A 19,825-nucleotide genomic window follows, 5' to 3' on the forward strand; every position below is an offset into this window, starting at 1 on the left:
TCAACGAAACGCCGGCACCACCTGCTCGATAAACAGCGCCAGCGACTTCTTCTTCTCGGCATGGGGCAGGCTGTTGTCGCACCAGAAGCTGAACTCATCCACCCCCAGTTCCTGGTAGTAGCGGATGCGCGGGATGATTTCTTCGGCGGTGCCGATCATCGCGGTCTTGTGCAGGCTTTCCAGTTCGAACTCCGGGCGGGCGGCGAATTTTTCTTCCGGGCTCGGCGCCAGGAAGCCATTCACCGGCACCTCTTTATTGCCGAACCAGGCATCGAAGGTGCGATAGAACTTCGAGATCGCCTTGGCGCCGACTTTCCAGCCGTCCGGATCATCGGCGGCATGCACGTGCGTGTGGCGCAGCACCATCAGTTGCGGGCGTGGTACGCCGGGGTTGTTGTCGAGGGCGGCCTGGAATTTGTTTTTCAGGTCGAGGACTTCTTCGTCACCCTTCATCAGCGGCGTGACCATCACGTTGCAGCCGTTGGCCACCGCGAAGTTATGCGAGTCCGGGTCGCGGGCGGCGATCCACATCGGCGGGTTGGGCTGCTGGATCGGCTTGGGCACGCTGGTGGAAGTGGGGAATTTCCAGATGTCGCCGTCGTGGGCGTAGTCGCCTTTCCACAACGCACGCACCACCGGCACCATCTCGCGCAGCGCTTGGCCGCCGCTGGAGGCGGGCATGCCGCCGGCCATGCGGTCGAATTCGACTTGGTAAGCACCACGGGCCAGGCCGACTTCCATGCGCCCGTTGCTGATCACGTCGAGCAAGGCGCATTCACCCGCCACCCGCAACGGGTGCCAGAACGGCGCGATGATGGTGCCGGCGCCCAGGTGAATGGTAGTGGTCTTGGCCGCGAGGTAAGCCAGCAGCGGCATCGGGCTCGGCGAGATGGTGTATTCCATGGCGTGGTGTTCGCCAATCCATACGGTACTGAAACCGCCGGCCTCGGCCATCAGGGTCAGTTCGGTCAAGTCTTCGAACAACTGCCGGTGGCTGACACTTTCGTCCCAACGTTCCATGTGTACGAACAGGGAAAACTTCATGACGCTTACCTCGGATCTATTGTGATCGGCCTGTCGGCTGCGGGCCCTTAAGTACTCTCGCCACGTTGAAGCATGCCAGTGATGACGGCTGTTCGGCGGATTAATTATTGGTATACCATAATACGGAATATCCGCAAAACTTTTCTCTCCAACGGTCGCACCGTCACCTCACAAGGAAAGCGAGCTAGATGAACATAAAACAAAAACTGATCCTGGCCTTTGCGGTGATCGCCAGCCTGCCGGTAGTGCTGGTGGCTGTGCTGATCATCCTCAATGTGCGTCATGAGGCACGGGATGGCTTTATCGACAGCAGCGGGCGCGAGATCCGCCAGGTCGACAACGCGATGCAGTTGTTTTTCGAAGGCATCAGCCAGAACGTCAGCTACCTGGCCGCGCACCCGCAACTGCAGAGTATCAAGGGTGATGTGAAACGCTACCTGGCCAGCGATGCCGCGCAAGTCGCACCCGGCGAGCGCGACGAGCAGGTGTTCAAGCTGTTCGAAGGCTTGGCCCAGAGTCATTCGGCCTACACCTACCTGTCCCTGGGCACCGAGGACGGCGGTTATGTGTTCTGGCCCGGCGACCCCAAGCTGGCCAGCTACGATCCGCGCACACGCCCCTGGTACAAGGCCGCGATGGCCCAGCCGGGCAAGACCCTGCGCACCGAGGCCTATTACTGGGCCGCCGACGATGTGGTGCTGGTTAGCACCGTGCAAAGCTTCAACGACCGCCAGGGCAAGGCGAGCGGGGTGGTCAACATCGACGTGTCCCTCAAGCAACTGACCGACCTGGTCAAGCAGATCAAGCTGGGCGAAAGCGGCTATTTGATGCTGATGGAAGCCAACAACACGGTGCTGGTGGACCCGAATGACCCGTCCCATAATTTCAAGCCCCTCGGCCAACTGGGCGATGGCTATCGTCAGTTGAGCGAAGCCGACCAAGGCCTGGTGCAGGTCGAGCTGGCGGGTGAGCGCTATATGGCGCTGGTGTGGCCGTCCAAGGCCTTGGGCTGGCGGTTTGTCGGGCTGGTGCGCGAGAGTGAAGTGATGGCCGGCGCGGCGCGCCTGACCTGGCTGATTGCAGCCATCGCGCTGGTGTGTGGTGTGCTGTTTGCGGTGGCGGGGGCCTGGTTTGCCGGGTTGATCGTCAAGCCGATTCGCGGCGTGGCCAGCGGCCTGGAAGGCATCGCCCAAGGTGAAGGTGACTTGACCGCGCGCCTGGCAGTGAAGGGGCGTGACGAGACGGCGCAACTGGCCGGCTGGTTCAACCAGTTCCTCGAAGCGATCCGCACGCTGATCCAGCGCATCGGGCAGGCGGCCGGGCAGATCCACAGCAGCTCCGGGAGTGCCACCGAAGTCTCGGTGGAAATGGCCGAAGTCGCCGAGCGACAGCGCGAAGCGGTGGATATGGTTTCGACGGCGTTTCATGAAATGGTTGCCACCTCCAACGAAGTCGCGCGCTCCTGCAGCCAGGCTGCCGACTCGGCCGACAACGGCCAGCGCCAGGCCCACACCGGGCAGCAGCAGATCGACGCAGCGGTGAGCAGTGTCGGGCGCTTGAGTGTAGAGATCGGCCAATCCGCCCAGGCCATGGAGCAATTGGAAAAAGACAGCAATGACATCCAGTCGATCCTCGGCACCATCCGCTCCATTGCCGAGCAGACCAACCTGCTGGCCCTGAACGCCGCCATCGAAGCCGCGCGGGCGGGTGAGCAGGGCCGTGGGTTTGCGGTAGTGGCGGACGAGGTGCGCGCGCTGGCCAAGCGCACCTCGGACTCCACCGGTGAAATCGACGGGCTGCTCGGCAACCTGGCGCGCCGCACTCACCAGATGGGCAAGCAGATGCATGCGAGCCTGGAGGTGTCCCAGGAAACGGTGGTGTCGATCAACGACGCGCGGGCCAGCTTTGGCCTGATCCGCGAGTCGGTCGACGTGATTCGCGACATGAACACGCAAATCGCCACCGCGGCCGAAGAGCAGCACCAGGTGGCCGAAGACATCAATCGGCACATCAGTCAGATTCATGGGGATGCGCAATTAGTGGCAAGCCTGGCCGACTCTACACGCCAGGATGCACAACAATTGACGGCGTTGTCGCAGACGTTGAATCAATTGGTCAGCCGCTTTCGAACCTGACTGACACCGCACCCCTTTGGGGGACGTTCGAATGAGGGAGCGGGCAAGCCCTACTACCAGTCAGTTAAGAAGCAGCAAGAGCGAAAAGTAACCTGTGGCGAGGGAGCTTGCTCCCGTTGGACTGCGTAGCAGTCCCAGTTGTTTTAAACAAAGAGCTGGGGCCGCTTCGCGGCCCAACGGGAGCAAGCTCCCTCGCCACAGGTACAGTGTTTGCCTTAACTGACTGGCACTAGGGCAAGCCCCACATTTGATCTTCGGTGTTTTCAGAACGGTGTCGGGGATCAGGCCGGCAGTGGCAGGGCGCCCATCTTGCCGTGGCAATACACCAGTGGCCCGGCGTTCTGCCGGGGCACGATCAGGTTCTTCACCGCGCCGACCATGATCGCGTGGTCGCCGCCTTCATATTCGCGCCACAACTCGCACTCGATCACCGCCGTGGCATTGGCCAGGATCGGGTTGCCCAACTCACTGAGCGTCCATTCGATGCCCTGGGCCTTGTCCTTGCCTTTGCGCGCAAAGGCATAGGCTTCGGTTTGCTGCCCACCGGAAAGCACATGAATGGCAAAGCGCTTGTTCTTGATCAACACCGGGTACGAGTCGGAGCTGTAGTTGGGGCAGAACAGCACCAGGGCCGGGTCCATGGACAGTGAACTGAAGGCACTGGCGGTCAACCCGACGATTTGCCCCTCGTCATCGAGCGTGGTGATCACGGTGACACCGGACGGAAACGAGCCCATCACTTGTTTGTAGATAGCGGCATCAATCATGGGACGGTCCTCTGCGGTAAAGCGGTTTTTATGAGTTTGTAGGTCTGATGGTATACCGTAATACAGTCGGTGCAACCGCTTTTTCAATCTCCCGATGAACGTCAATTCTCGGGTTTATCACCCATAAATACGGGGGCTATGGCGGGAAATAACAGGGTGCGCTGTGGCACACTTGCGGATCAGATGCGCGCTAAGACTACGGATCAGTCTTGTGAAAATGTTGGAATACCATAATATGGTGTTCATCTGAGGGGCGGCCAGAGAGCTCCCCCGGTTTGGCGTCAAACAACTATAAGATCAGACAAACGCGAGTTCATTTCCATGCCCCAGATGTCCCGGCAAGACCCCCTGATCGAGCATCACACGGTCGATTACGTCCCCCTCGCAGAGCGCCATGGAAAGGCCCGCGACCTGTTCACCTTATGGTTCAGCACCAACATCGCGCCGCTGCCGATCGTCACGGGTGCCATGGTGGCCCAGGTGTTCCATCTCAATCTGGCGTGGGGGCTGCTGGCGATTGCCCTCGGGCACCTGCTCGGCGGCATCGTGATTGCCCTCGCATCGGCCCAAGGCCCGCGCATGGGCATCCCGCAGATGGTGCAGAGCCGTGGCCAGTTCGGCCGTTACGGCGCGCTGCTGATCGTGTTCTTCGCCGCGCTGATCTACATCGGTTTTTTCATCTCCAATATCGTCCTGGCCGGCAAGTCCATCGTCGGCATCGTGCCGTCGGTGCCGGTGCCGGCGAGCATCCTGATCGGCGCCCTCAGCGCCACCGCCATCGGCGTGATCGGCTATCGCTTTATCCATACCCTCAACCGCATCGGCACCTGGGTGATGGGCAGTGCTTTGCTGGCCGGTTTTATCTACATTTTTGCCCATGACCTGCCGGCAGATTTCCTTACCCGTGGCGGCTTCAACGCAGCTGGCTGGTTGGCTACCGTGTCGCTGGGGGTGATCTGGCAGATCAGCTTTTCGCCCTACACCAGTGACTACTCGCGCTACCTGCCGGCGGACATTGGCATCACCCGGCCGTTTCTCGCCACCTACCTGGGCGCGACCCTCGGCACCATCCTGTCCTTCGCCTTTGGCCTGGTCGCTGCACTGGCCACGCCCGAAGGCACCGAAGCCATGGTCGCGGTCAAGCACGCCACCGGCTGGCTGGGGCCGATCCTGATGGTGCTGTTCCTGCTCAATATCATCAGCCACAACGCCCTGAATCTGTACGGCGCGGTGCTGTCGATCATCACCTCGGTCCAGACCTTCGCCAGCCACTGGACCCCGAGCATCAAGGTGCGCGTGGCGCTGTCGGGCGTGATCCTGGCCGGTTGCTGCGTGGTGGCGTTGGGCGCGTCGGCGGACTTCATCTCGCAATTTATCGGCCTGATCCTCGCGCTGTTGCTGGTGTTGGTGCCGTGGGCGTCAATCAACCTGATCGACTTCTACATCATCAAGCGCGGGGTCTATGACATTGCCTCGATCTTCCAGGCCGATGGCGGGGTGTATGGGCGTTTCAACCTGCATGCGATCGTGGCGTACTTCATCGGCATCATCGTGCAACTGCCGTTTGCCAATACGTCGCTGTATGTGGGGCCGTGGGCCAACCTGGTGGAAGGCGCGGACTTGTCGTGGCTGGTGGGGTTGGTGGTGACGTGCCCGTTGTATTACTGCCTGGCGACACGTCAACACACCCAAAAGGTCAGGGCGGCGCGGTTGGGCTACACCGACTGACCCACCCCGCCGAACTCCTCCAGCGCATCCCGCAACGCGCCATCGAAGTATGCCTTCGAGGCGCGATCCCAGAGGATATGAAACGCCGGCAGCTCCACACTGCCTGTGTGGATGACAATCGCATTGACCCGCGCCACCGAGGTCTGCGCCACCATCCCCGGCTTGAAGGCCGGAAAACTGAGATCCACCCCGCACAGCTTCGCCATCACCTGCGCAATCACCTCCCCGCTGAGCCGCACACAGGCATGGCTGTCCTGGCGTGGCAGCAGGTAGTTGGCGCGGTGGTCCAGTTCCCAACGCGCTTCTTCATCGGCAATCCGTTGCCCCTGATCCTGCGGGCTGCCCAGCACCAGGTATTCGTTCTGCGACAGGCGCGCCACCCAACTGCCGTCCGCTTGCGCGCAGGCTTGGTTGGGCCCGCCCGGCAACGTGAAGCCGCGCGCCGTGAGGTACTCGGCGCTCTGTGCGCCGCGAAAGCCGACCCGGGGCAGGTCGGTCTGGTCCTGCAGTTGGCAGGGCGGCGTGAACAATTCGTGGGCCTTCAGACTGGTCATGGCTTAACCCTCCTGGCGTTGGTTAGTGGGGTCGAAGAACGGCAGTTGCACCACCTCGGCCTGGACGACGATGCCGCCTTCGACGCGAATCGGAATGCGCTGCCCCGGTGTGCTTTGGTCGATCCCGGCGTAGGCCAGCCCGATGATGCGGCCCAGGCTGGTGGAGTATTCGCAGGAGGTGACGTTGCCGCTGATGTCCGCGCCGTTGAGCACCAGGTGGCCTTCCAGCGGTTGCACACTGCCCTTGGGCAGGCTGAAGCCCACCAGTTTGCGTTTCAGCGGCTGGGCTTCGAGGATGTCCACCGAGCGGCGGCCGACGAAGAACGGCTTGGTGCGGCTGACCGCCCAGCCCATGTCGATTTCTGCCGGGTGGGTCATGCCGTCGGTGTCCTGGCTGATGATCACGTGGCCTTTTTCCAGGCGCAGCAGGCGTTGGGTTTCCACGCCGAAGGGGCGAATGTCAAAGGCCTTGCCGGCCGTCATCAACGCGTCCCACAACGCCAGGCCGTGGCGTGCCGGTACGTGGATTTCATAGCCCAGTTCGCCGACGAAACCCACCCGCAGCAGGCGTGCCTTGATCCCGGCCACTGTGCCCTGGCGCACGCCCAGGTAGGGGAAGCCTTCGGCACTGAGGTCGAGATCGCTGCATACCTGTTCCAGCACCTTGCGCGAATCCGGCCCGGCCACGTTCATCGCACAGATCGCGGCGGTAACGTTGGTCACGTCCACGTCCAGGCGCCACTGCGCGTTCCACTTGAGCATCTGCTGGTAAATACGATCGACGCCGCTGGTGGTGGCGGTGACGTAGAAGTGGTTGTCGGCCAGCCGCGCGCACACGCCGTCGTCGATCACCACGCCGTGTTCGTTGGTCATCAGCGCATAACGCGAACGGCCCACCGGCTGCTTGAGGAACGCGAAGGTGTAGAGGCGGTTGAGCAGTTCGGCGGCGTCCGGGCCGCGCACGTCGAGGCCGCCGAGTGTGGACACATCGATCAGCCCGACCTTGTTGCGCACGTGCAGCGCTTCGGCCTGCATGCACGCTTCGCGGTCCTGGGCCTTGCCGTAATAGGCCGGGCGCTGCCAGATACCGGCGGGCATCATCTTCGCCCCGGCTTGCACATGGCGCGCGTGCATCGGCGTTTGGCGGTAGGGGTCGAAGGCGCGTCCGGCGACATGCGCGAGTTTCTCCGCCACGAACGGCGGCCGTGCGGTGGTGACCCCGGTTTCGCTGATAGTGCGCTGGGTCGCCCAGGCCACCAGCCGTGCGGTCGGCAGCGCTGAGTGGCGCCCCTGGGACGGGCCCATGCCGACCGTGGAATAACGCTTCACCAACTGCACATCGCGGTAGCCAATGCGGGTGGCGTTGACGATGTCCGCCACCTGCAGGTCTTCGTCGAAGTCGACGAAATCCTTGCCCTTGGGGTGCGGGAAGATCGGCCAGGGGAAGTTGACCTGGGCTTCAGGGCGCAGCGCTGCAGGCGGGCTGGTGCTGTTCAATCCGAGGGCGAGCAGGCTGTCGGCGGCGGCGTTGGTCGCATCCGCCAGCACATTGTCCAGTTGATGCCGACCGTGTACGGAACCGGCCACGCCCAGATTGCGCGGCAGGCCACTGAGGCTGAACTCCGCCCGCGAGTCTTCATAGGCCAGCTTGCCACCGGCCTGGCACAGCAACTGATAGACCGGCATATAACCGGCCGACATGCACAGCAGGTCGCAGTCGATCACTTGCCCGCTGGTGCTGACCTGGCCCTGGCCTGTGATCTGGCGCACGTCGACGCCCTTCACATGGCGCAGGCCTTTTTCATGCAGGGCCTCGAACACCGTGCTGTTGCTCAGGCACGCGATCTTGCGCTGGGCCAGGGCACTGGGCAAGGCTTTGTCCGCCGGGGCGTGACGCAGGTCGATCACGGCGGCCACGTCCACGCCCTGGTCATGCAGGTCGAGGGCGGCCAGGTAGCCGTCATCGTTGCCGGTAAGCACCACCGCGCGCTTGCCGGGCTTGACCGCATACAGCTTCATCAGGCGTTGCGCCGCGCTGGTGAGCATCACCCCCGGCAGGTCATTGTTGCGGAAGACCACCGGTTGGTCGAACGAACCGCTGCACACCAGGCACTGCTGCGCGCGCACTTTGTACAGGCGCTTGCCCTGGATCACCGGCAGGTAGTTGTCGGTGAACCAGGCATTGCAGGTGGCGTCGGTGAGTACCTGGATATTCGCGTGTTGCTGCACCGCGCCCAGCAACTCGCGGCGCAAGGTGTCGGCGCGGGTGCCGGCAATATCGAAGCGCGCGTAGGTCAGCGACCCGCCGAGGATCGGTTGCTGCTCGATCAGCAGCACCTTGGCGCCGGCATTCGCGGCGGTCAGCGCGGCCTGCAAGCCAGCGGGGCCGGCGCCGATCACGGCGAGGTCGGTAAACAGGTAGGCCTTGTCGTAGTACTCGGGTTGGAACGTCAGGTCGAGCACGCCCAGGCCGGCCTTTTTGCGAATGATCGGCTCCCAGACTTTCCACATGCCCTTGGGCTTGTAGAACGAACGGTAGTAGAAGCCCACCGGCATGAACTTGGAGAACTTGCCCAGGTAGGCGTCCTTGTCGTTGTCCAGCGAGCCGTTGACGTTCTGCGCCGTCACCGCCAAGCCGGCGGACAGCGCGTGGGCGTCGGCTAATACGTTGGGTTCGCGAGGCAGTTGCACCAGGCTGTTGGCGTCATGGCCGGCCATGGTCAACGGGCCGCGTGGGCGGTGGTATTTGAACGAGCGCGACATCAGGAAGCGCCCGTTGGCGAGCAGGGCGCTGGCGATGCTGTCGCCCTGCAAACCTTGGTAGGGCAGGCCGTCGAAGCTGAAGTCGAGTGGCTGGTCACGCTGGATCAGCAGGCCCATGGGGGCGGGGAGGCGGTTCATCCGGCGATCTCCTTGGCGGTGGTGAAGTCGACGCGGGTGGTGAACACTTCGCGCGGATCGAAGGTGCGCACGATCTCGTCGGTGACCGTGTGGCGCTCGGCGAGGAACCAGTAGCTGGACGGCGTGTGCATCCACCATTCGCACACCACGCCGGCAAGGTTATCGGTGTTGAACACGTAGTCGGCCCATTCGGCATCGCTGCAGGTCAGCGGGTCGGGCATCGGTTTGAATTCACCGCCGTAGGTGAACTCGCTGATATTGCGCGGCCCGTTGAGCGGGCAAATCATGATTTTCATCGTCTGCTCTCCGTCAGTGGCTGGCCGCTGTGGCGCCCATTTCGTTGACTTGCTGGAAGGTCGAAAAGCGCTCGAGACCGAAGGGTTTGATCAAGTCCGGCACCTTGCCGCCGCTGGCGACCAGCTCGGCCATGGTCTTGCCGCAGATCGGCGTGGCCTTGAAGCCCCAGGTGCCCCAGCCGGCGTCGAGGTAGTAATTCTTCACCGGCGACAGGCCCATGATCGGGCTGTAGTCGGGGGTCATGTCGGTGATCCCGGCCCACTGGCGCATCAACTTGGCGTTAGCCAGGAACGGGAACATCTCGATGGCATGGGCCAACAGGCTTTCCTTGAGGTCCAGGGTCGAGCGCGTGTTGAACAGCGGGTACGGGTCGGAACCGCCACCGAACACCACTTCGCCACGGCTGGTTTGTTGCACGTAGCAGTGCAGCGCCGAGGAACTTACCAGCGGATCGAGGAACGGCTTGAACGGCTGCGTGACCATGGCCTGCAGCGGGAACGTCTGGATCGGCGAGCGGATGCCGGCCTTGGCCATCAGCAGCGAGCTGTGCCCGGCAATCGCCTGCACCGCGCAACCACACTTGATGGTGCCGCGATTGGTTTTCACCGCGGTGATGGCGCCGTTTTCGATGATCAGGTCCTGCACTTCGGTAAGCTGGTGGATTTCCACGCCGCGCTTGGCCGCCTGCTTGGCGTAGCCCCAGGCCACGGCATCGTGGCGCGCGGTGGCGCCGTCGATATGCCAGAGCCCGGCGATCACTGGCAGGTGGCCGGGGTCGAGGTTAAGGCTGGGCACCAGCTCGCGGATCTGCTGGCGATCGATCATCTCGGTACGCCCGCCGAAGTGCTTGTTGACCTCGGCGCGCTGGCGGAACGAACGCACGGTGGCGTCGGTGTGGGCCAGGGTCAGTTGGCCGCGCTCGGAGTACATGATGTTGAAATCGAATTCGTTGGACAGCGACTGGAACATCTTCACCGACTCGGCGTAGAAACGAACGCCTTCGCTGGTGAGGTAGTTGGAGCGGATCACCGCCGTATTGCGCGCGGTATTGCCGCCGCCCAAGTAGGCCTTTTCCAGCACCGCGATATTAGTGATGCCGTGGTACTTGGCCAGGTAGTAGGCCGTCGCCAGGCCATGGCCACCGGCGCCGATGATCACCACGTCGTAACTCGACTTGAGTGCCTTGGGCGATGGCAGGTCCACCTCCACCGGGTACTCGGAACTCAGCCCGTATTTCAATAGATTGAATGGCATACGGCCTCCGATTGGCTGCGTAGGGCGTGGTGTTGCGCCTGGGCGGCGGCCACGGTGTTTTTCATCAGGAAGGCAATGGTCATCGGCCCGACACCGCCGGGCACCGGGGTGATGGCGGCAACATGGGGCAGGGCGCTGTCGAAGTCGACATCACCCACCAGGCGGCTGCGGCCGTCGTCGTCGATGCGGTTGATGCCGACATCGATCACCACCGCGCCGGGTTTCAACCAGCTCGCGTCAATCAAGCGGGCGCGGCCCACGGCAGCGATCACGATATCGGCCTGGCGGCACAGGGCCTGGGCGTCGTGGCTGCGTGAGTGCAGCACGGTCACCGAGCAATCCGCCTTGAGCAGCAGCGCGGCCATGGGCTTGCCAACGATGTTCGAACGGCCGATCACTACCGCGTGCTTCCCGCGCAGGTCGCCGCAGGTGTGTTCCAGCAGGTACAGGCAACCGCTCGGCGTGCACGGCGTGAGCACCGCGCGCCCCTGGCTGAGGCCGCCGACGTTCTGGCTGTGAAAACCGTCGACGTCCTTGTCCGGCGCGATGGCCTCCAGGGCGCGCAGTTCGTCCATCTGCGCCGGCAACGGCAATTGCAGGAGGATGCCGTGGATCGCCGGGTCGGCATTCAATTGGCCGATCAGGATCAACAATTGTTCGGTGCTGGTGTCGCTGGGCAGGCGATGCTCCACGGAGCGGATGCCCACCTCTTCGGCGCGCAGGATCTTGTTGCGCACATACACCTGGCTGGCCGGGTCGTTGCCCACCAGGATCACCGCCAGCGCCGGTTGAATAGCCTGCCCATGCAGGCGCGCCACGTCTTCGCGCACTTGCAGCAGCACCCGTGCGGCGGCGGCTTTGCCGTCGATCAGTTTATGCGCGTTCACCGGAACACCACCGTTCTGTCCTGATTGAGGAAGACCCGGTGCTCCAGGTGGTACTTGACCGCCTTGGAGAGGGCCACGGTTTCGGTGTCGCGACCGATGGCGACCAGGTCGTCAGGCTTGTACACGTGGTCGACGCGCTGCACTTCCTGCTCGATGATCGGGCCCTCATCCAGGTCGCTGGTCACGTAGTGCGCGGTGGCACCGATCAACTTCACGCCGCGTTGATAAGCCTGGTGATAGGGCTTGGCACCCTTGAAACCGGGCAGGAACGAATGGTGGATATTGATCGCCCGCCCCGACAGTTGCCGGCACAGGTCGTCGGAGAGGATCTGCATGTAGCGCGCCAACACCACCAGTTCGGTGCGGGTGTCGTCGACGATCTTCATCAACTCGGCTTCCTGCGCGGCCTTGTTGTCCTTGGACACCGGCAGGTAGATAAAGCGAATGCCCTCGCGCTCGGCCATCGGCCGCAGGTCAAGGTGGTTGGAGACGATGGCGGTGAGGGTCATGTCCATCTCGCCCTTGTGGTATCGGTAGAGCAGGTCGGTGAGGCAGTGGTCGAACTTGCTCACCATCAGCATCACGCGCATCGGCTCGCGGGTGTCGTGCAGCTCCCACTGCATGTCGAAGGCCTGGGCGACATCGGCGAAACCGTCTCTGATCTCTTGCAGGTTGCCCGCATGGCCATCGTTGAAGCGGAACACCGCACGCATGAAGAAGCGGCCGCTGAAGTCATCGTCGAACTGCGCCATCTCCCCGATGTAGCACGCCTTGTCCGCCAGGTAAGTGGTGACGGCAGCGACAATGCCGGACACCGCGGGACAAGTGACCTTGATGATGAAATGGTTTTTTTCGTGTTGCATGACACGTCCTCGGGATGATGGCGGCAGCTCATCGCATAGCGAAAAAATGTCTGAGGACAGCAGGCTCATTCCTTGAGCGCGTTTTCTTGTGGGGAATAAAATATTCCTGAAGTGGCTTTATAGGGGAATGAGGTCGGGGCGTCTAGGGGTTTTGGGAAAGATTTTTAACTGGGGGGAATTTTTTTCGGGGGCGACGGGAAGGTCGAATGCGATCAAAGGTGGGCGCTGGCTTGCCTGCGCTGGTCACAGGTCTCTGCAAACTGTAGTGAGCGGGCTTGCCCCGCGCTGGGTGGCGAAGCCGCCCCCATAAAGACATCGCCGAGTTCCAGATAAGACCAAGTCGCCTGGTTTGGGGCGGCTTCGCCGCCCAGCGCGGGGCAAGCCCGCTCACTACAAGGTGCTCATGCGCCGTTCGTGCATTACTCTTTGTCGTTGCCGTAGTTCATGATCGACAACAACCGAATCGGCACCCGCACCAACTCCTCCGGCCCATGGGGAATCTCGCCCTCAAACGTCAGGCTATCCCCGGCCTCCATGCGATACAGCTGGTTGCCGTGGCGATAAATCAGCTCCCCTTCAAGCAGGTGCAGAAACTCCGTCCCTGGGTGCGCAAACGTCGGAAACTCCTCACTGGCGTCATCCATGCTGACCATGTACGCCTCGAAGCTCTTCTTCGGCCCGCGCGTATGGTTGAGCAGGTGATAGGTATGCCCCTTCTCCGTCCCCCGGCGCACCACTTCCATGCCTTGGTCGGCCTTGACCAGCAAGGCGCTGCCATCCTGCTGGTCGTATTCGCTGAATAATTTCGAGAGCGGCAGCCCGAGCACATCGCACAGGCGGCTCAAGGTATCGAGGCTGGTGGAGACCTGGGCGTTCTCGATCTTGCTCAACATGCCCTGGCTGATATCGGCAATTTTTGCCACGTCAGACAGCTTCAGGTCCTGGGCCTGGCGCTGGCGTTTGATCTGCAGCCCCAGGTATTGCTCGAGCTTGAGGCGCGGGGCGGTTTCGGTGGACATGATCATCGGCTCCTGCACGGTTTCCGTTCAGTAATATTATTTTCGCACTGGGAAAGTGCAAAGTCTGGCGCTTAAAGGCCACCCCGCTGTACGTATTCCTGCAGGGAAAAGAATTTTCCCATATATACAGCACAAAAGCGCTTTCACCGGCACATCAAACAGCCGTCCGCGAATCTGGCAAGGGTATTGCATTCCTGTAGGGAAACTAACTTTCTTTTTAGGAATAAAAAGACAGCCTAGGCCCACCCACACGGTTTTGCCTTTCGCGAGGAGTGACACGCAATGTTGCCAGCAGAAACCCAGCGCATCATCGACAAGCACGGGATCAAGTACGTGCTTGCGCAGTTTGTGGATATACACGGTGCGGCCAAGACCAAGTCGGTGCCCATCTGCGGGCTCAAGACGGTGGCCGAAGAGGGCGCGGGGTTTGCAGGGTTTGCCATCAGCGGCATGGGCATGGAGCCCCACGGTCCGGACTTCATGGCGCGCGGCGATCTGTCGACATTGACCCCGGTACCCTGGCAGCCAGGTTATGGGCGTGTGGTGTGTGTCGGCCATGTCGACGGCAAACCCCACCCCTACGACAGCCGCTACGTGTTGCAGCAACAAGTGCAGCGCCTGCAGGACAAGGGCTGGACGCTGAACACCGGCCTCGAACCCGAGTTCAACCTGATGCGCCGTGACGAGCAGGGCACGTTGCAATTGGTCGACCCCAGCGACAACCTCGACAAGCCTTGCTACGACTACAAGGGCCTGTCGCGTTCGCGGGTGTTCCTCGAGCGCCTGACCGAAGCCTTGCAGGCGGTGGATTTCGAGGTCTATCAAATCGACCACGAAGACGCCAACGGCCAGTTCGAGATCAACTACACCTACAGCGACGCCTTGACGTCCGCCGACCGCTTCACCTTCTTCCGCATGGCCGCCGGCGAGATCGCCAATGACCTGGGCATGATCTGCTCCTTCATGCCCAAGCCCGACCCGAAACGCGCCGGCAATGGCATGCACTTTCACCTGTCGATCAGCAGCGCCGAGAACAAAAACCTGTTCCATGACGCCAGCGACCCGAGCGGCATGGGCTTGTCGACACTTGCCTATCACTTCGCCGCCGGCTTGCTCGCCCATGGCCCGGCGCTGTGTGCGTTCGCCGCGCCCACGGTCAACTCGTACAAGCGCCTGGTAGTCGGCAACTCGTTGTCCGGTGCCACCTGGGCCCCGGCCTTTATCGCGTTTGGCGCCAACAACCGCTCGGCCATGGTGCGCGTGCCCTACGGTCGCCTGGAATTTCGCCTGCCGGATGCCGGCTGCAACCCCTATCTGGTCAGCGCCGCGATCATCGCCGCGGGCCTGGACGGTATCGATCGCCAGCTGGAAATCGACCACGTCTGCAACGAAAACCTCTACAGCCTGAGCCTCGAGCAGATCGCCGAGCGCGGCATCAAGACCCTGCCGCAATCCCTCAAGGAAGCCTGCGACGCACTGGAAGCCGACGCGCTGTTCGCCGAAGTGCTTGGCCCGCAGATCGTGGGCGAGTTCATCAAGCTCAAGCGCATGGAGTGGGTGGAGTACAGCCGCCATGTGAGCGACTGGGAAATCCAGCGCTATACCGAATTTTTCTGACACCGTGTGACGGAGACTTGTTATGTGTGGAATCGTAGGCCTGTACCTGAAGAATCCGCAGCTGGAACCCCAGCTCGGCAAGCTGTTTGAACCCATGCTGCAAGCCATGACCGATCGTGGCCCGGACAGCGCCGGTTTCGCCATCTACGGCGATGAAGTCGCCGATGGCTGGGTCAAGCTGACCCTGCAAGCCACCACCGAAGCCTTCGACTGGAAAGGCTTGATGGGCGAGCTGGAAGGGCGCCTTGGCTGTTCCCTGGATTGGTTCCAGAACGCCAGCGCCGCTGTACTTAAGATCCACGCCGACGAAGCCCCGGTACGCCTGGCCCTGGCCGAACTGGCGCCGAGCGTGCGCATCATGAGCGCCGGGCAGAGTATCGAGATCCTCAAGGGCATGGGCCTGCCGCAGGAGATTTCCCAGCGCTTCGGCCTGGCAAACATGCAGGGCAGCCACATCATCGGCCACACGCGCATGGCCACGGAAAGCGCGGTGACCATGGAAGGCAGCCACCCTTTTTCCACCGGCGCCGACCTGTGCCTGGTGCACAACGGCTCGCTGTCCAACCACTTCCGCCTGCGCCAGGAACTCAAGCGCGAAGGCATCCACTTCGAAACCGACAACGACACCGAAGTCGCCGCCGGCTACCTGACCTGGCGCCTGCAACAGGGTGATTCGCTCAAAGAGGCGCTGGACCATTCCCTGGAAGACCTCGACGGCTTCTTCACCTTCGCCATCGGCACGCGCCACGGCTTTGCGGTGATCCGCGACCCGATTGCGTGCAAGCCGGCGATCCTCGCCGAGACCGACGACTACGTCGCCATGGCCTCCGAGTACCAGGCGCTGTCGAGCCTGCCGGGCATCGAGAATGCGCGGATCTGGGAGCCGGCACCGGCCACGTTGTACATCTGGGAACGCGAGTCAGCAGCTTAAGGAGCGCACACATGAAAACCATCGATCTTTCCACCGCCACCGTGCGTGACCTCAACCAGGCGTTGCACGCCCAGGCCATCGACAACGAGTGGCGCGTGACCCATTCCAACGGCAAGCACAACCTCGCCGTGGGCGTGAACCAGGCCGTGTCCATCGATATCGAGGGCCACGCCGGTTATTACTGCGCAGGCATGAACCAACAGGCCTCGATCACCGTGCACGGCAATGTCGGCGTGGGCTGCGCCGAGAACATGATGTCCGGCTCGGTGCGCGTCAAAGGCAGCGCGTCCCAGGCGGCCGGGGCCACCGCCCATGGCGGTCTGCTGGTGATCGAGGGCGACGCGGGCGCGCGTTGCGGGATTTCTATGAAGGGCATCGACATCGTCGTCGGCGGCAGCATCGGCCATATGAGCTGCTTCATGGGCCAGGCCGGACGTCTGGTGGTGTGCGGCGACGCCGGCGATGCGCTGGGCGATTCGCTCTACGAAACCCACATCTACGTGAAAGGCACGGTGGAGTCCCTGGGCTCGGACTGCGTCGAAAAAGAGATGCGCAGCGAACACCTGCACGAGCTGCAGGAACTGCTCGACCGCGCCGGTTTCGCCCACCAGGCGGCAGATTTCAAGCGCTACGGCTCGGCCCGTCAACTCTACAACTTCAAAGTCGATAACGCCTCCGCGTACTGATCAGGAGCTCCACCATGACTGAACAAACCCCTCCGGTCCTGCGCGAGTCGGCCACCTTCGACCGCCTGACCATCCAGGAAATCCAGCGTGCCGCCGAAACGGGCATCTACGATATTCGCGGCGGCGGCACCAAGCGCAAGCTGCCGCACTTCGATGACTTGCTGCTGCTCGGCGCCAGCGTGTCGCGCTACCCGCTGGAAGGCTATCGGGAGAAGTGCGGCACCGATGTGATCCTCGGCAATCGCTTCGCCAAGAAGCCTATCCACCTGAAGATCCCGGTGACCATCGCTGGCATGAGTTTCGGTGCGCTGTCGGCCAACGCTAAGGAAGCCCTGGGCCGTGGCGCGACCATCGCCGGCACCAGCACCACCACCGGTGACGGCGGCATGACCCCGGAGGAGCGCGGCCAGTCCCAGCACCTGGTGTATCAGTACCTGCCGTCGCGCTACGGCATGAACCCGGATGATCTGCGCAAGGCCGACGCCATCGAGATCGTCCTCGGCCAGGGCGCCAAGCCCGGCGGTGGCGGCATGCTGCTCGGCATGAAAGTCACCGAGCGTGTGGCCGGCATGCGCACTTTGCCCATCGGCGTGGACCAGCGCAGCGCCTGTCGCCACCCGGACTGGACCGGCCCCGATGACCTGGCGATCAAGATTGCCGAGCTGCGTGAAATCACCGATTGGGAAAAACCGATCTACGTGAAAATCGGCGCGAGCCGGCCGTATTACGACGTGAAGCTGGCGGTCAAGGCCGGTGCCGATGTGATCGTGCTCGACGGCATGCAAGGCGGCACCGCCGCGACCCAGGAAGTGTTTATCGAGCATGTGGGCATTCCGATTTTGTCGGCCATCCCGCAAGCGGTACAGGCTTTGCAAGAGATGGGCATGCACCGCAAGGTCCAGTTGATCGTGTCGGGCGGGATTCGTAATGGTGCCGATGTGGCCAAGGCCATGGCGATGGGCGCGGACGCGGTGGCCATCGGCACGGCGGCGCTGATTGCCCTGGGCGACAACCACCCACGACTGGACGCGGAACTGAAAAAGATCGGCTCGGCCGCCGGCTTCTACGACGACTGGCAGAACGGTCGCGATCCGGCGGGCATCACCACCCAGGACCCGGAGCTGTCCAAGCGCCTTGACCCGGTGGAAGGCGGGCGGCGGTTGGCCAACTACCTGCGGGTGATGGTGCTGGAGGCACAGACCATGGCGCGTGCGTGCGGCAAATCGCACCTGCACAACCTCGACCCCGAGGACTTGGTGGCGCTGACCGTGGAGTCGGCCGCCATGGCCCGGGTGCCGCTGGCGGGGACCCGTTGGGTGCCGGGTTCCGGTTACTAGCGGGCCCCTGTAGTGAGCGGGCTTGCCCCGCGCCGGGTGGCGAAGCCACCCCAATAAAGCCGCCGCATTCCTTGAGGTAGAAATGCGGCGGTTGGTTTAAGGGCGGCTTCGCCACCCAGCGCGGGGCAAGCCCGCTCACTACACCCAGGTACTTCCCATTTCTTTTGCAGGAGCTTTGAACATGGTCAATCGTCTTCTTGGCAAATCCCTCTTCGGTTTATTAGTGGCCGGTGCCTTTGCACCCTTGGCATACGCCGCTGATGCACCCACCTTGAACACCGGCAGCACCGCCTGGATGGTCACCGCCGCCGTGCTGGTGCTGTTCATGTGCTTGCCGGGGCTTGCGCTGTTCTACGGCGGCCTCGTCCGTGCGAAAAACATGCTTTCGCTGTTCACCCAGTGCTTCGGCATCGCCGGGTTGGTGGGCGTGCTGTGGGTGATCTACGGCTACAGCATGGTGGTCGACACCACCGGCATGGTCGAAGGGCAGGTAACCTTCAACAGTTTTGTAGGCGGCCTCAGCCGCGCCTTCCTGGCGGGCATGACCCCGGAGAGCCTGGTGGGGGATATCCCGGAAGGGGTGTTCGTGACCTTCCAGATGACGTTCGCCATCATCACCCCAGCCCTGATCGCTGGCGCCTTTGCCGAACGCATGAAGTTCTCGGCGGCGCTGCTGTTCATGGCCATCTGGTTCACCTTGGTCTATGCCCCGGTGGCGCATATGGTCTGGGGCGGTTCGGGGGCCTTGATGCATAACTGGGGCGTGCTTGATTTTGCCGGCGGTACCGCCGTGCACATCAATGCCGGTGTAGCCGCGCTGGCCGCGTGCCTGATCCTCGGCAAGCGCAAGGGCTACCAGAACACGCCAATGCCTGCGCATAACCTCAGCCTGACCATGGCCGGCGCGGCGATGCTCTGGGTCGGCTGGTTCGGCTTCAATATCGGCTCCGGTGGCGGCCTCAGCGGCACCTCGGGCATCGTCATGCTCAACACTCAATTGGGCGCCTGCGCCGGGATTCTTGGCTGGATGTTCACCGAGTGGTTCAAGGTCGGCAAGCCGAGTGCCTTGGGGCTGGCCAGTGGTGCATTGGCCGGGTTGGTGGGAATTACACCGGCGTGCGCCTATGTGGGCGTCGGCGGTGCGTTGGCCATCGGCTTGCTGTGCGGGGTGTTCTGTTATTTGAGCGTGACGGTGTTGAAGCGGCGCTTCGGCTACGACGACAGCCTCGACGTGTTCGGCTTGCACGGCATCGGCGGCATGATCGGCGCGGTGTTGACCGGTGTGTTCTGCGTACCGTCCATGGGGGGGCTGGTGGAAGGTGTGACCATGGGGGGGCAGGTGGTTGCCCAGCTTAAGGGGGTGCTGCTGACCACGGTGTACTGCTTTGTGATCAGTTGGATCATCCTCAAGGTGGTCAATGCCCTGGTCGGGTTGCGTGCCCATGAGTCGGTGGAGGAGATGGGGCTGGACCTGGCCGAGCATAATGAGCGGGCCTACAACCACTGATCATTTTCCCGCCGGCGGCCTGACAGCCGAGCGCCATCTAACGGTTAGACCGCGATCCAAATGTGGGAGGGGGCTTGCCCCCGATAGCGGTGTGTCAGTCGATTAATCAGGTGACTGATTCAGCGCCATCGCGGCCTCGGTATCTACACCACTCTGGGTATGGCGCTGGACCTGTGGCGAGGGAGCTTGCTCCCGCCGGCGGCCTGACAGCCGAGCGGCATCTAACGGTTAGACCGCGATCCAAATGTGGGAGGGGGCTTGCCCCCGATAGCGGTGTGTCAGTCGATTCATCAGGTGA

Annotated in this window: 15 protein-coding genes and 2 pseudogenes; 8 read left to right on the forward strand and 9 right to left on the reverse strand. The window is 62.6% G+C overall.

Annotation, left to right across the window (positions count from 1 at the left end; genetic code table 11):
- The gene (locus AC3ZU9_RS13160) at positions 1-1,044 is read right to left on the reverse strand and encodes an LLM class flavin-dependent oxidoreductase (RefSeq protein ID WP_012723539.1); all 1,044 of its coding nucleotides are present in this window, start codon (positions 1,042-1,044) and stop codon (positions 1-3) included.
- A gap of 344 nt (positions 1,045-1,388) precedes the next feature.
- On the opposite strand from AC3ZU9_RS13160, the pseudogene AC3ZU9_RS13165 reads away from it, so the two are divergent.
- Positions 1,389-2,321 (forward strand): annotated as a pseudogene (locus AC3ZU9_RS13165) (cache domain-containing protein); the annotation flags it as partial.
- Between the two features lie 261 nt (positions 2,322-2,582).
- A pseudogene (locus AC3ZU9_RS13170) lies at positions 2,583-3,179 on the forward strand (methyl-accepting chemotaxis protein); the annotation flags it as partial.
- A gap of 281 nt (positions 3,180-3,460) precedes the next feature.
- On the opposite strand, the gene AC3ZU9_RS13175 reads toward AC3ZU9_RS13170, so the two are convergent.
- Complete coding sequence (locus AC3ZU9_RS13175; RefSeq protein WP_012723540.1) at positions 3,461-3,946, reverse strand: flavin reductase family protein; 486 nt, start codon at positions 3,944-3,946, stop codon at positions 3,461-3,463.
- Between the two features lie 321 nt (positions 3,947-4,267).
- Here AC3ZU9_RS13175 and AC3ZU9_RS13180 point away from each other — a divergent pair, with 321 nt between their 5' ends.
- Positions 4,268-5,674: a purine-cytosine permease family protein gene (locus AC3ZU9_RS13180; protein WP_046035378.1), complete on the forward strand. Its 1,407-nt coding sequence runs from the start codon at positions 4,268-4,270 to the stop codon at positions 5,672-5,674.
- Here the strand turns inward: AC3ZU9_RS13180 and AC3ZU9_RS13185 are convergent.
- The 7 genes from AC3ZU9_RS13185 to AC3ZU9_RS13215 all read right to left on the reverse strand — a co-directional run bounded on the left by AC3ZU9_RS13185 (position 5,662) and on the right by AC3ZU9_RS13215 (position 13,449).
- Entirely contained in the window at positions 5,662-6,228 is a 567-nt protein-coding gene (locus tag AC3ZU9_RS13185) for a sarcosine oxidase subunit gamma (protein ID WP_490090830.1), read from the reverse strand. The genes AC3ZU9_RS13180 and AC3ZU9_RS13185 overlap by 13 nt on opposite strands.
- A gap of 3 nt (positions 6,229-6,231) precedes the next feature.
- Positions 6,232-9,129, reverse strand: coding sequence for a 2Fe-2S iron-sulfur cluster-binding protein (locus AC3ZU9_RS13190; protein ID WP_490090831.1), 2,898 nt, complete (start codon positions 9,127-9,129; stop codon positions 6,232-6,234).
- On the reverse strand, positions 9,126-9,425 hold the full coding sequence (locus AC3ZU9_RS13195; protein WP_122810602.1) for a sarcosine oxidase subunit delta: 300 nt from the start codon (positions 9,423-9,425) through the stop codon (positions 9,126-9,128). The genes AC3ZU9_RS13190 and AC3ZU9_RS13195 overlap by 4 nt, the downstream gene beginning before the upstream one ends.
- Positions 9,426-9,438: 13 nt before the next feature.
- Positions 9,439-10,680 (reverse strand): FAD-dependent oxidoreductase, encoded by a 1,242-nt coding sequence (locus tag AC3ZU9_RS13200; protein WP_012723545.1) that lies wholly within the window; start codon positions 10,678-10,680, stop codon positions 9,439-9,441.
- A complete protein-coding gene (folD, locus tag AC3ZU9_RS13205) occupies positions 10,662-11,567 on the reverse strand; it encodes a bifunctional methylenetetrahydrofolate dehydrogenase/methenyltetrahydrofolate cyclohydrolase FolD (RefSeq protein WP_012723546.1) in 906 nt (301 codons plus the stop codon). Before folD ends, AC3ZU9_RS13200 begins: the two co-directional genes overlap by 19 nt.
- Entirely contained in the window at positions 11,564-12,430 is an 867-nt protein-coding gene (gene purU / locus AC3ZU9_RS13210; protein WP_064052586.1) for a formyltetrahydrofolate deformylase, read from the reverse strand. The genes folD and purU overlap by 4 nt, the downstream gene beginning before the upstream one ends.
- Positions 12,431-12,849: 419 nt before the next feature.
- Positions 12,850-13,449, reverse strand: a complete 600-nt coding sequence (locus tag AC3ZU9_RS13215; RefSeq protein ID WP_027603577.1) for a helix-turn-helix domain-containing protein — start codon at positions 13,447-13,449, stop codon at positions 12,850-12,852.
- 282 nt (positions 13,450-13,731) lie between these two features.
- Between AC3ZU9_RS13215 and glnT the strand changes: the two genes are divergently transcribed.
- The 5 genes from glnT (at position 13,732) to AC3ZU9_RS13240 (ending at position 19,527) form a co-directional block, all read left to right on the forward strand.
- Positions 13,732-15,066: a type III glutamate--ammonia ligase gene (gene glnT / locus AC3ZU9_RS13220; RefSeq protein WP_012723549.1), complete on the forward strand. Its 1,335-nt coding sequence runs from the start codon at positions 13,732-13,734 to the stop codon at positions 15,064-15,066.
- Between the two features lie 22 nt (positions 15,067-15,088).
- The gene (locus AC3ZU9_RS13225) at positions 15,089-15,997 is read left to right on the forward strand and encodes a class II glutamine amidotransferase (protein ID WP_490090832.1); all 909 of its coding nucleotides are present in this window, start codon (positions 15,089-15,091) and stop codon (positions 15,995-15,997) included.
- A gap of 11 nt (positions 15,998-16,008) precedes the next feature.
- Complete coding sequence (locus AC3ZU9_RS13230) at positions 16,009-16,683, forward strand: GltB/FmdC/FwdC-like GXGXG domain-containing protein (RefSeq protein ID WP_012723551.1); 675 nt, start codon at positions 16,009-16,011, stop codon at positions 16,681-16,683.
- Positions 16,684-16,697: 14 nt separating this feature from the next.
- Entirely contained in the window at positions 16,698-18,020 is a 1,323-nt protein-coding gene (locus AC3ZU9_RS13235) for an FMN-binding glutamate synthase family protein (RefSeq protein ID WP_012723552.1), read from the forward strand.
- 181 nt (positions 18,021-18,201) lie between these two features.
- Entirely contained in the window at positions 18,202-19,527 is a 1,326-nt protein-coding gene (locus AC3ZU9_RS13240) for an ammonium transporter (RefSeq protein WP_043205169.1), read from the forward strand.
- Positions 19,528-19,825 lie beyond the last annotated feature (298 nt).

The sequence above is a fragment of the Pseudomonas sp. A39 genome (assembly GCF_058145955.1).

What these genes read in the sequence shown, in the direction of transcription:
- AC3ZU9_RS13160 (WP_012723539.1), bottom strand. Translation starts at nt 1,044, where the DNA reads ATGAAGTTTTCCCTGTTCGTACACATGGAACGTTGGGACGAAAGTGTC.
- AC3ZU9_RS13175 (WP_012723540.1), bottom strand. Translation starts at nt 3,946, where the DNA reads ATGATTGATGCCGCTATCTACAAACAAGTGATGGGCTCGTTTCCGTCC.
- AC3ZU9_RS13180 (WP_046035378.1), top strand. Translation starts at nt 4,268, where the DNA reads ATGCCCCAGATGTCCCGGCAAGACCCCCTGATCGAGCATCACACGGTC.
- AC3ZU9_RS13185 (WP_490090830.1), bottom strand. Translation starts at nt 6,228, where the DNA reads ATGACCAGTCTGAAGGCCCACGAATTGTTCACGCCGCCCTGCCAACTG.
- AC3ZU9_RS13190 (WP_490090831.1), bottom strand. Translation starts at nt 9,129, where the DNA reads ATGAACCGCCTCCCCGCCCCCATGGGCCTGCTGATCCAGCGTGACCAG.
- AC3ZU9_RS13195 (WP_122810602.1), bottom strand. Translation starts at nt 9,425, where the DNA reads ATGAAAATCATGATTTGCCCGCTCAACGGGCCGCGCAATATCAGCGAG.
- AC3ZU9_RS13200 (WP_012723545.1), bottom strand. Translation starts at nt 10,680, where the DNA reads ATGCCATTCAATCTATTGAAATACGGGCTGAGTTCCGAGTACCCGGTG.
- purU (WP_064052586.1), bottom strand. Translation starts at nt 12,430, where the DNA reads ATGCAACACGAAAAAAACCATTTCATCATCAAGGTCACTTGTCCCGCG.
- AC3ZU9_RS13215 (WP_027603577.1), bottom strand. Translation starts at nt 13,449, where the DNA reads ATGTCCACCGAAACCGCCCCGCGCCTCAAGCTCGAGCAATACCTGGGG.
- glnT (WP_012723549.1), top strand. Translation starts at nt 13,732, where the DNA reads ATGTTGCCAGCAGAAACCCAGCGCATCATCGACAAGCACGGGATCAAG.
- AC3ZU9_RS13225 (WP_490090832.1), top strand. Translation starts at nt 15,089, where the DNA reads ATGTGTGGAATCGTAGGCCTGTACCTGAAGAATCCGCAGCTGGAACCC.
- AC3ZU9_RS13230 (WP_012723551.1), top strand. Translation starts at nt 16,009, where the DNA reads ATGAAAACCATCGATCTTTCCACCGCCACCGTGCGTGACCTCAACCAG.
- AC3ZU9_RS13235 (WP_012723552.1), top strand. Translation starts at nt 16,698, where the DNA reads ATGACTGAACAAACCCCTCCGGTCCTGCGCGAGTCGGCCACCTTCGAC.
- AC3ZU9_RS13240 (WP_043205169.1), top strand. Translation starts at nt 18,202, where the DNA reads ATGGTCAATCGTCTTCTTGGCAAATCCCTCTTCGGTTTATTAGTGGCC.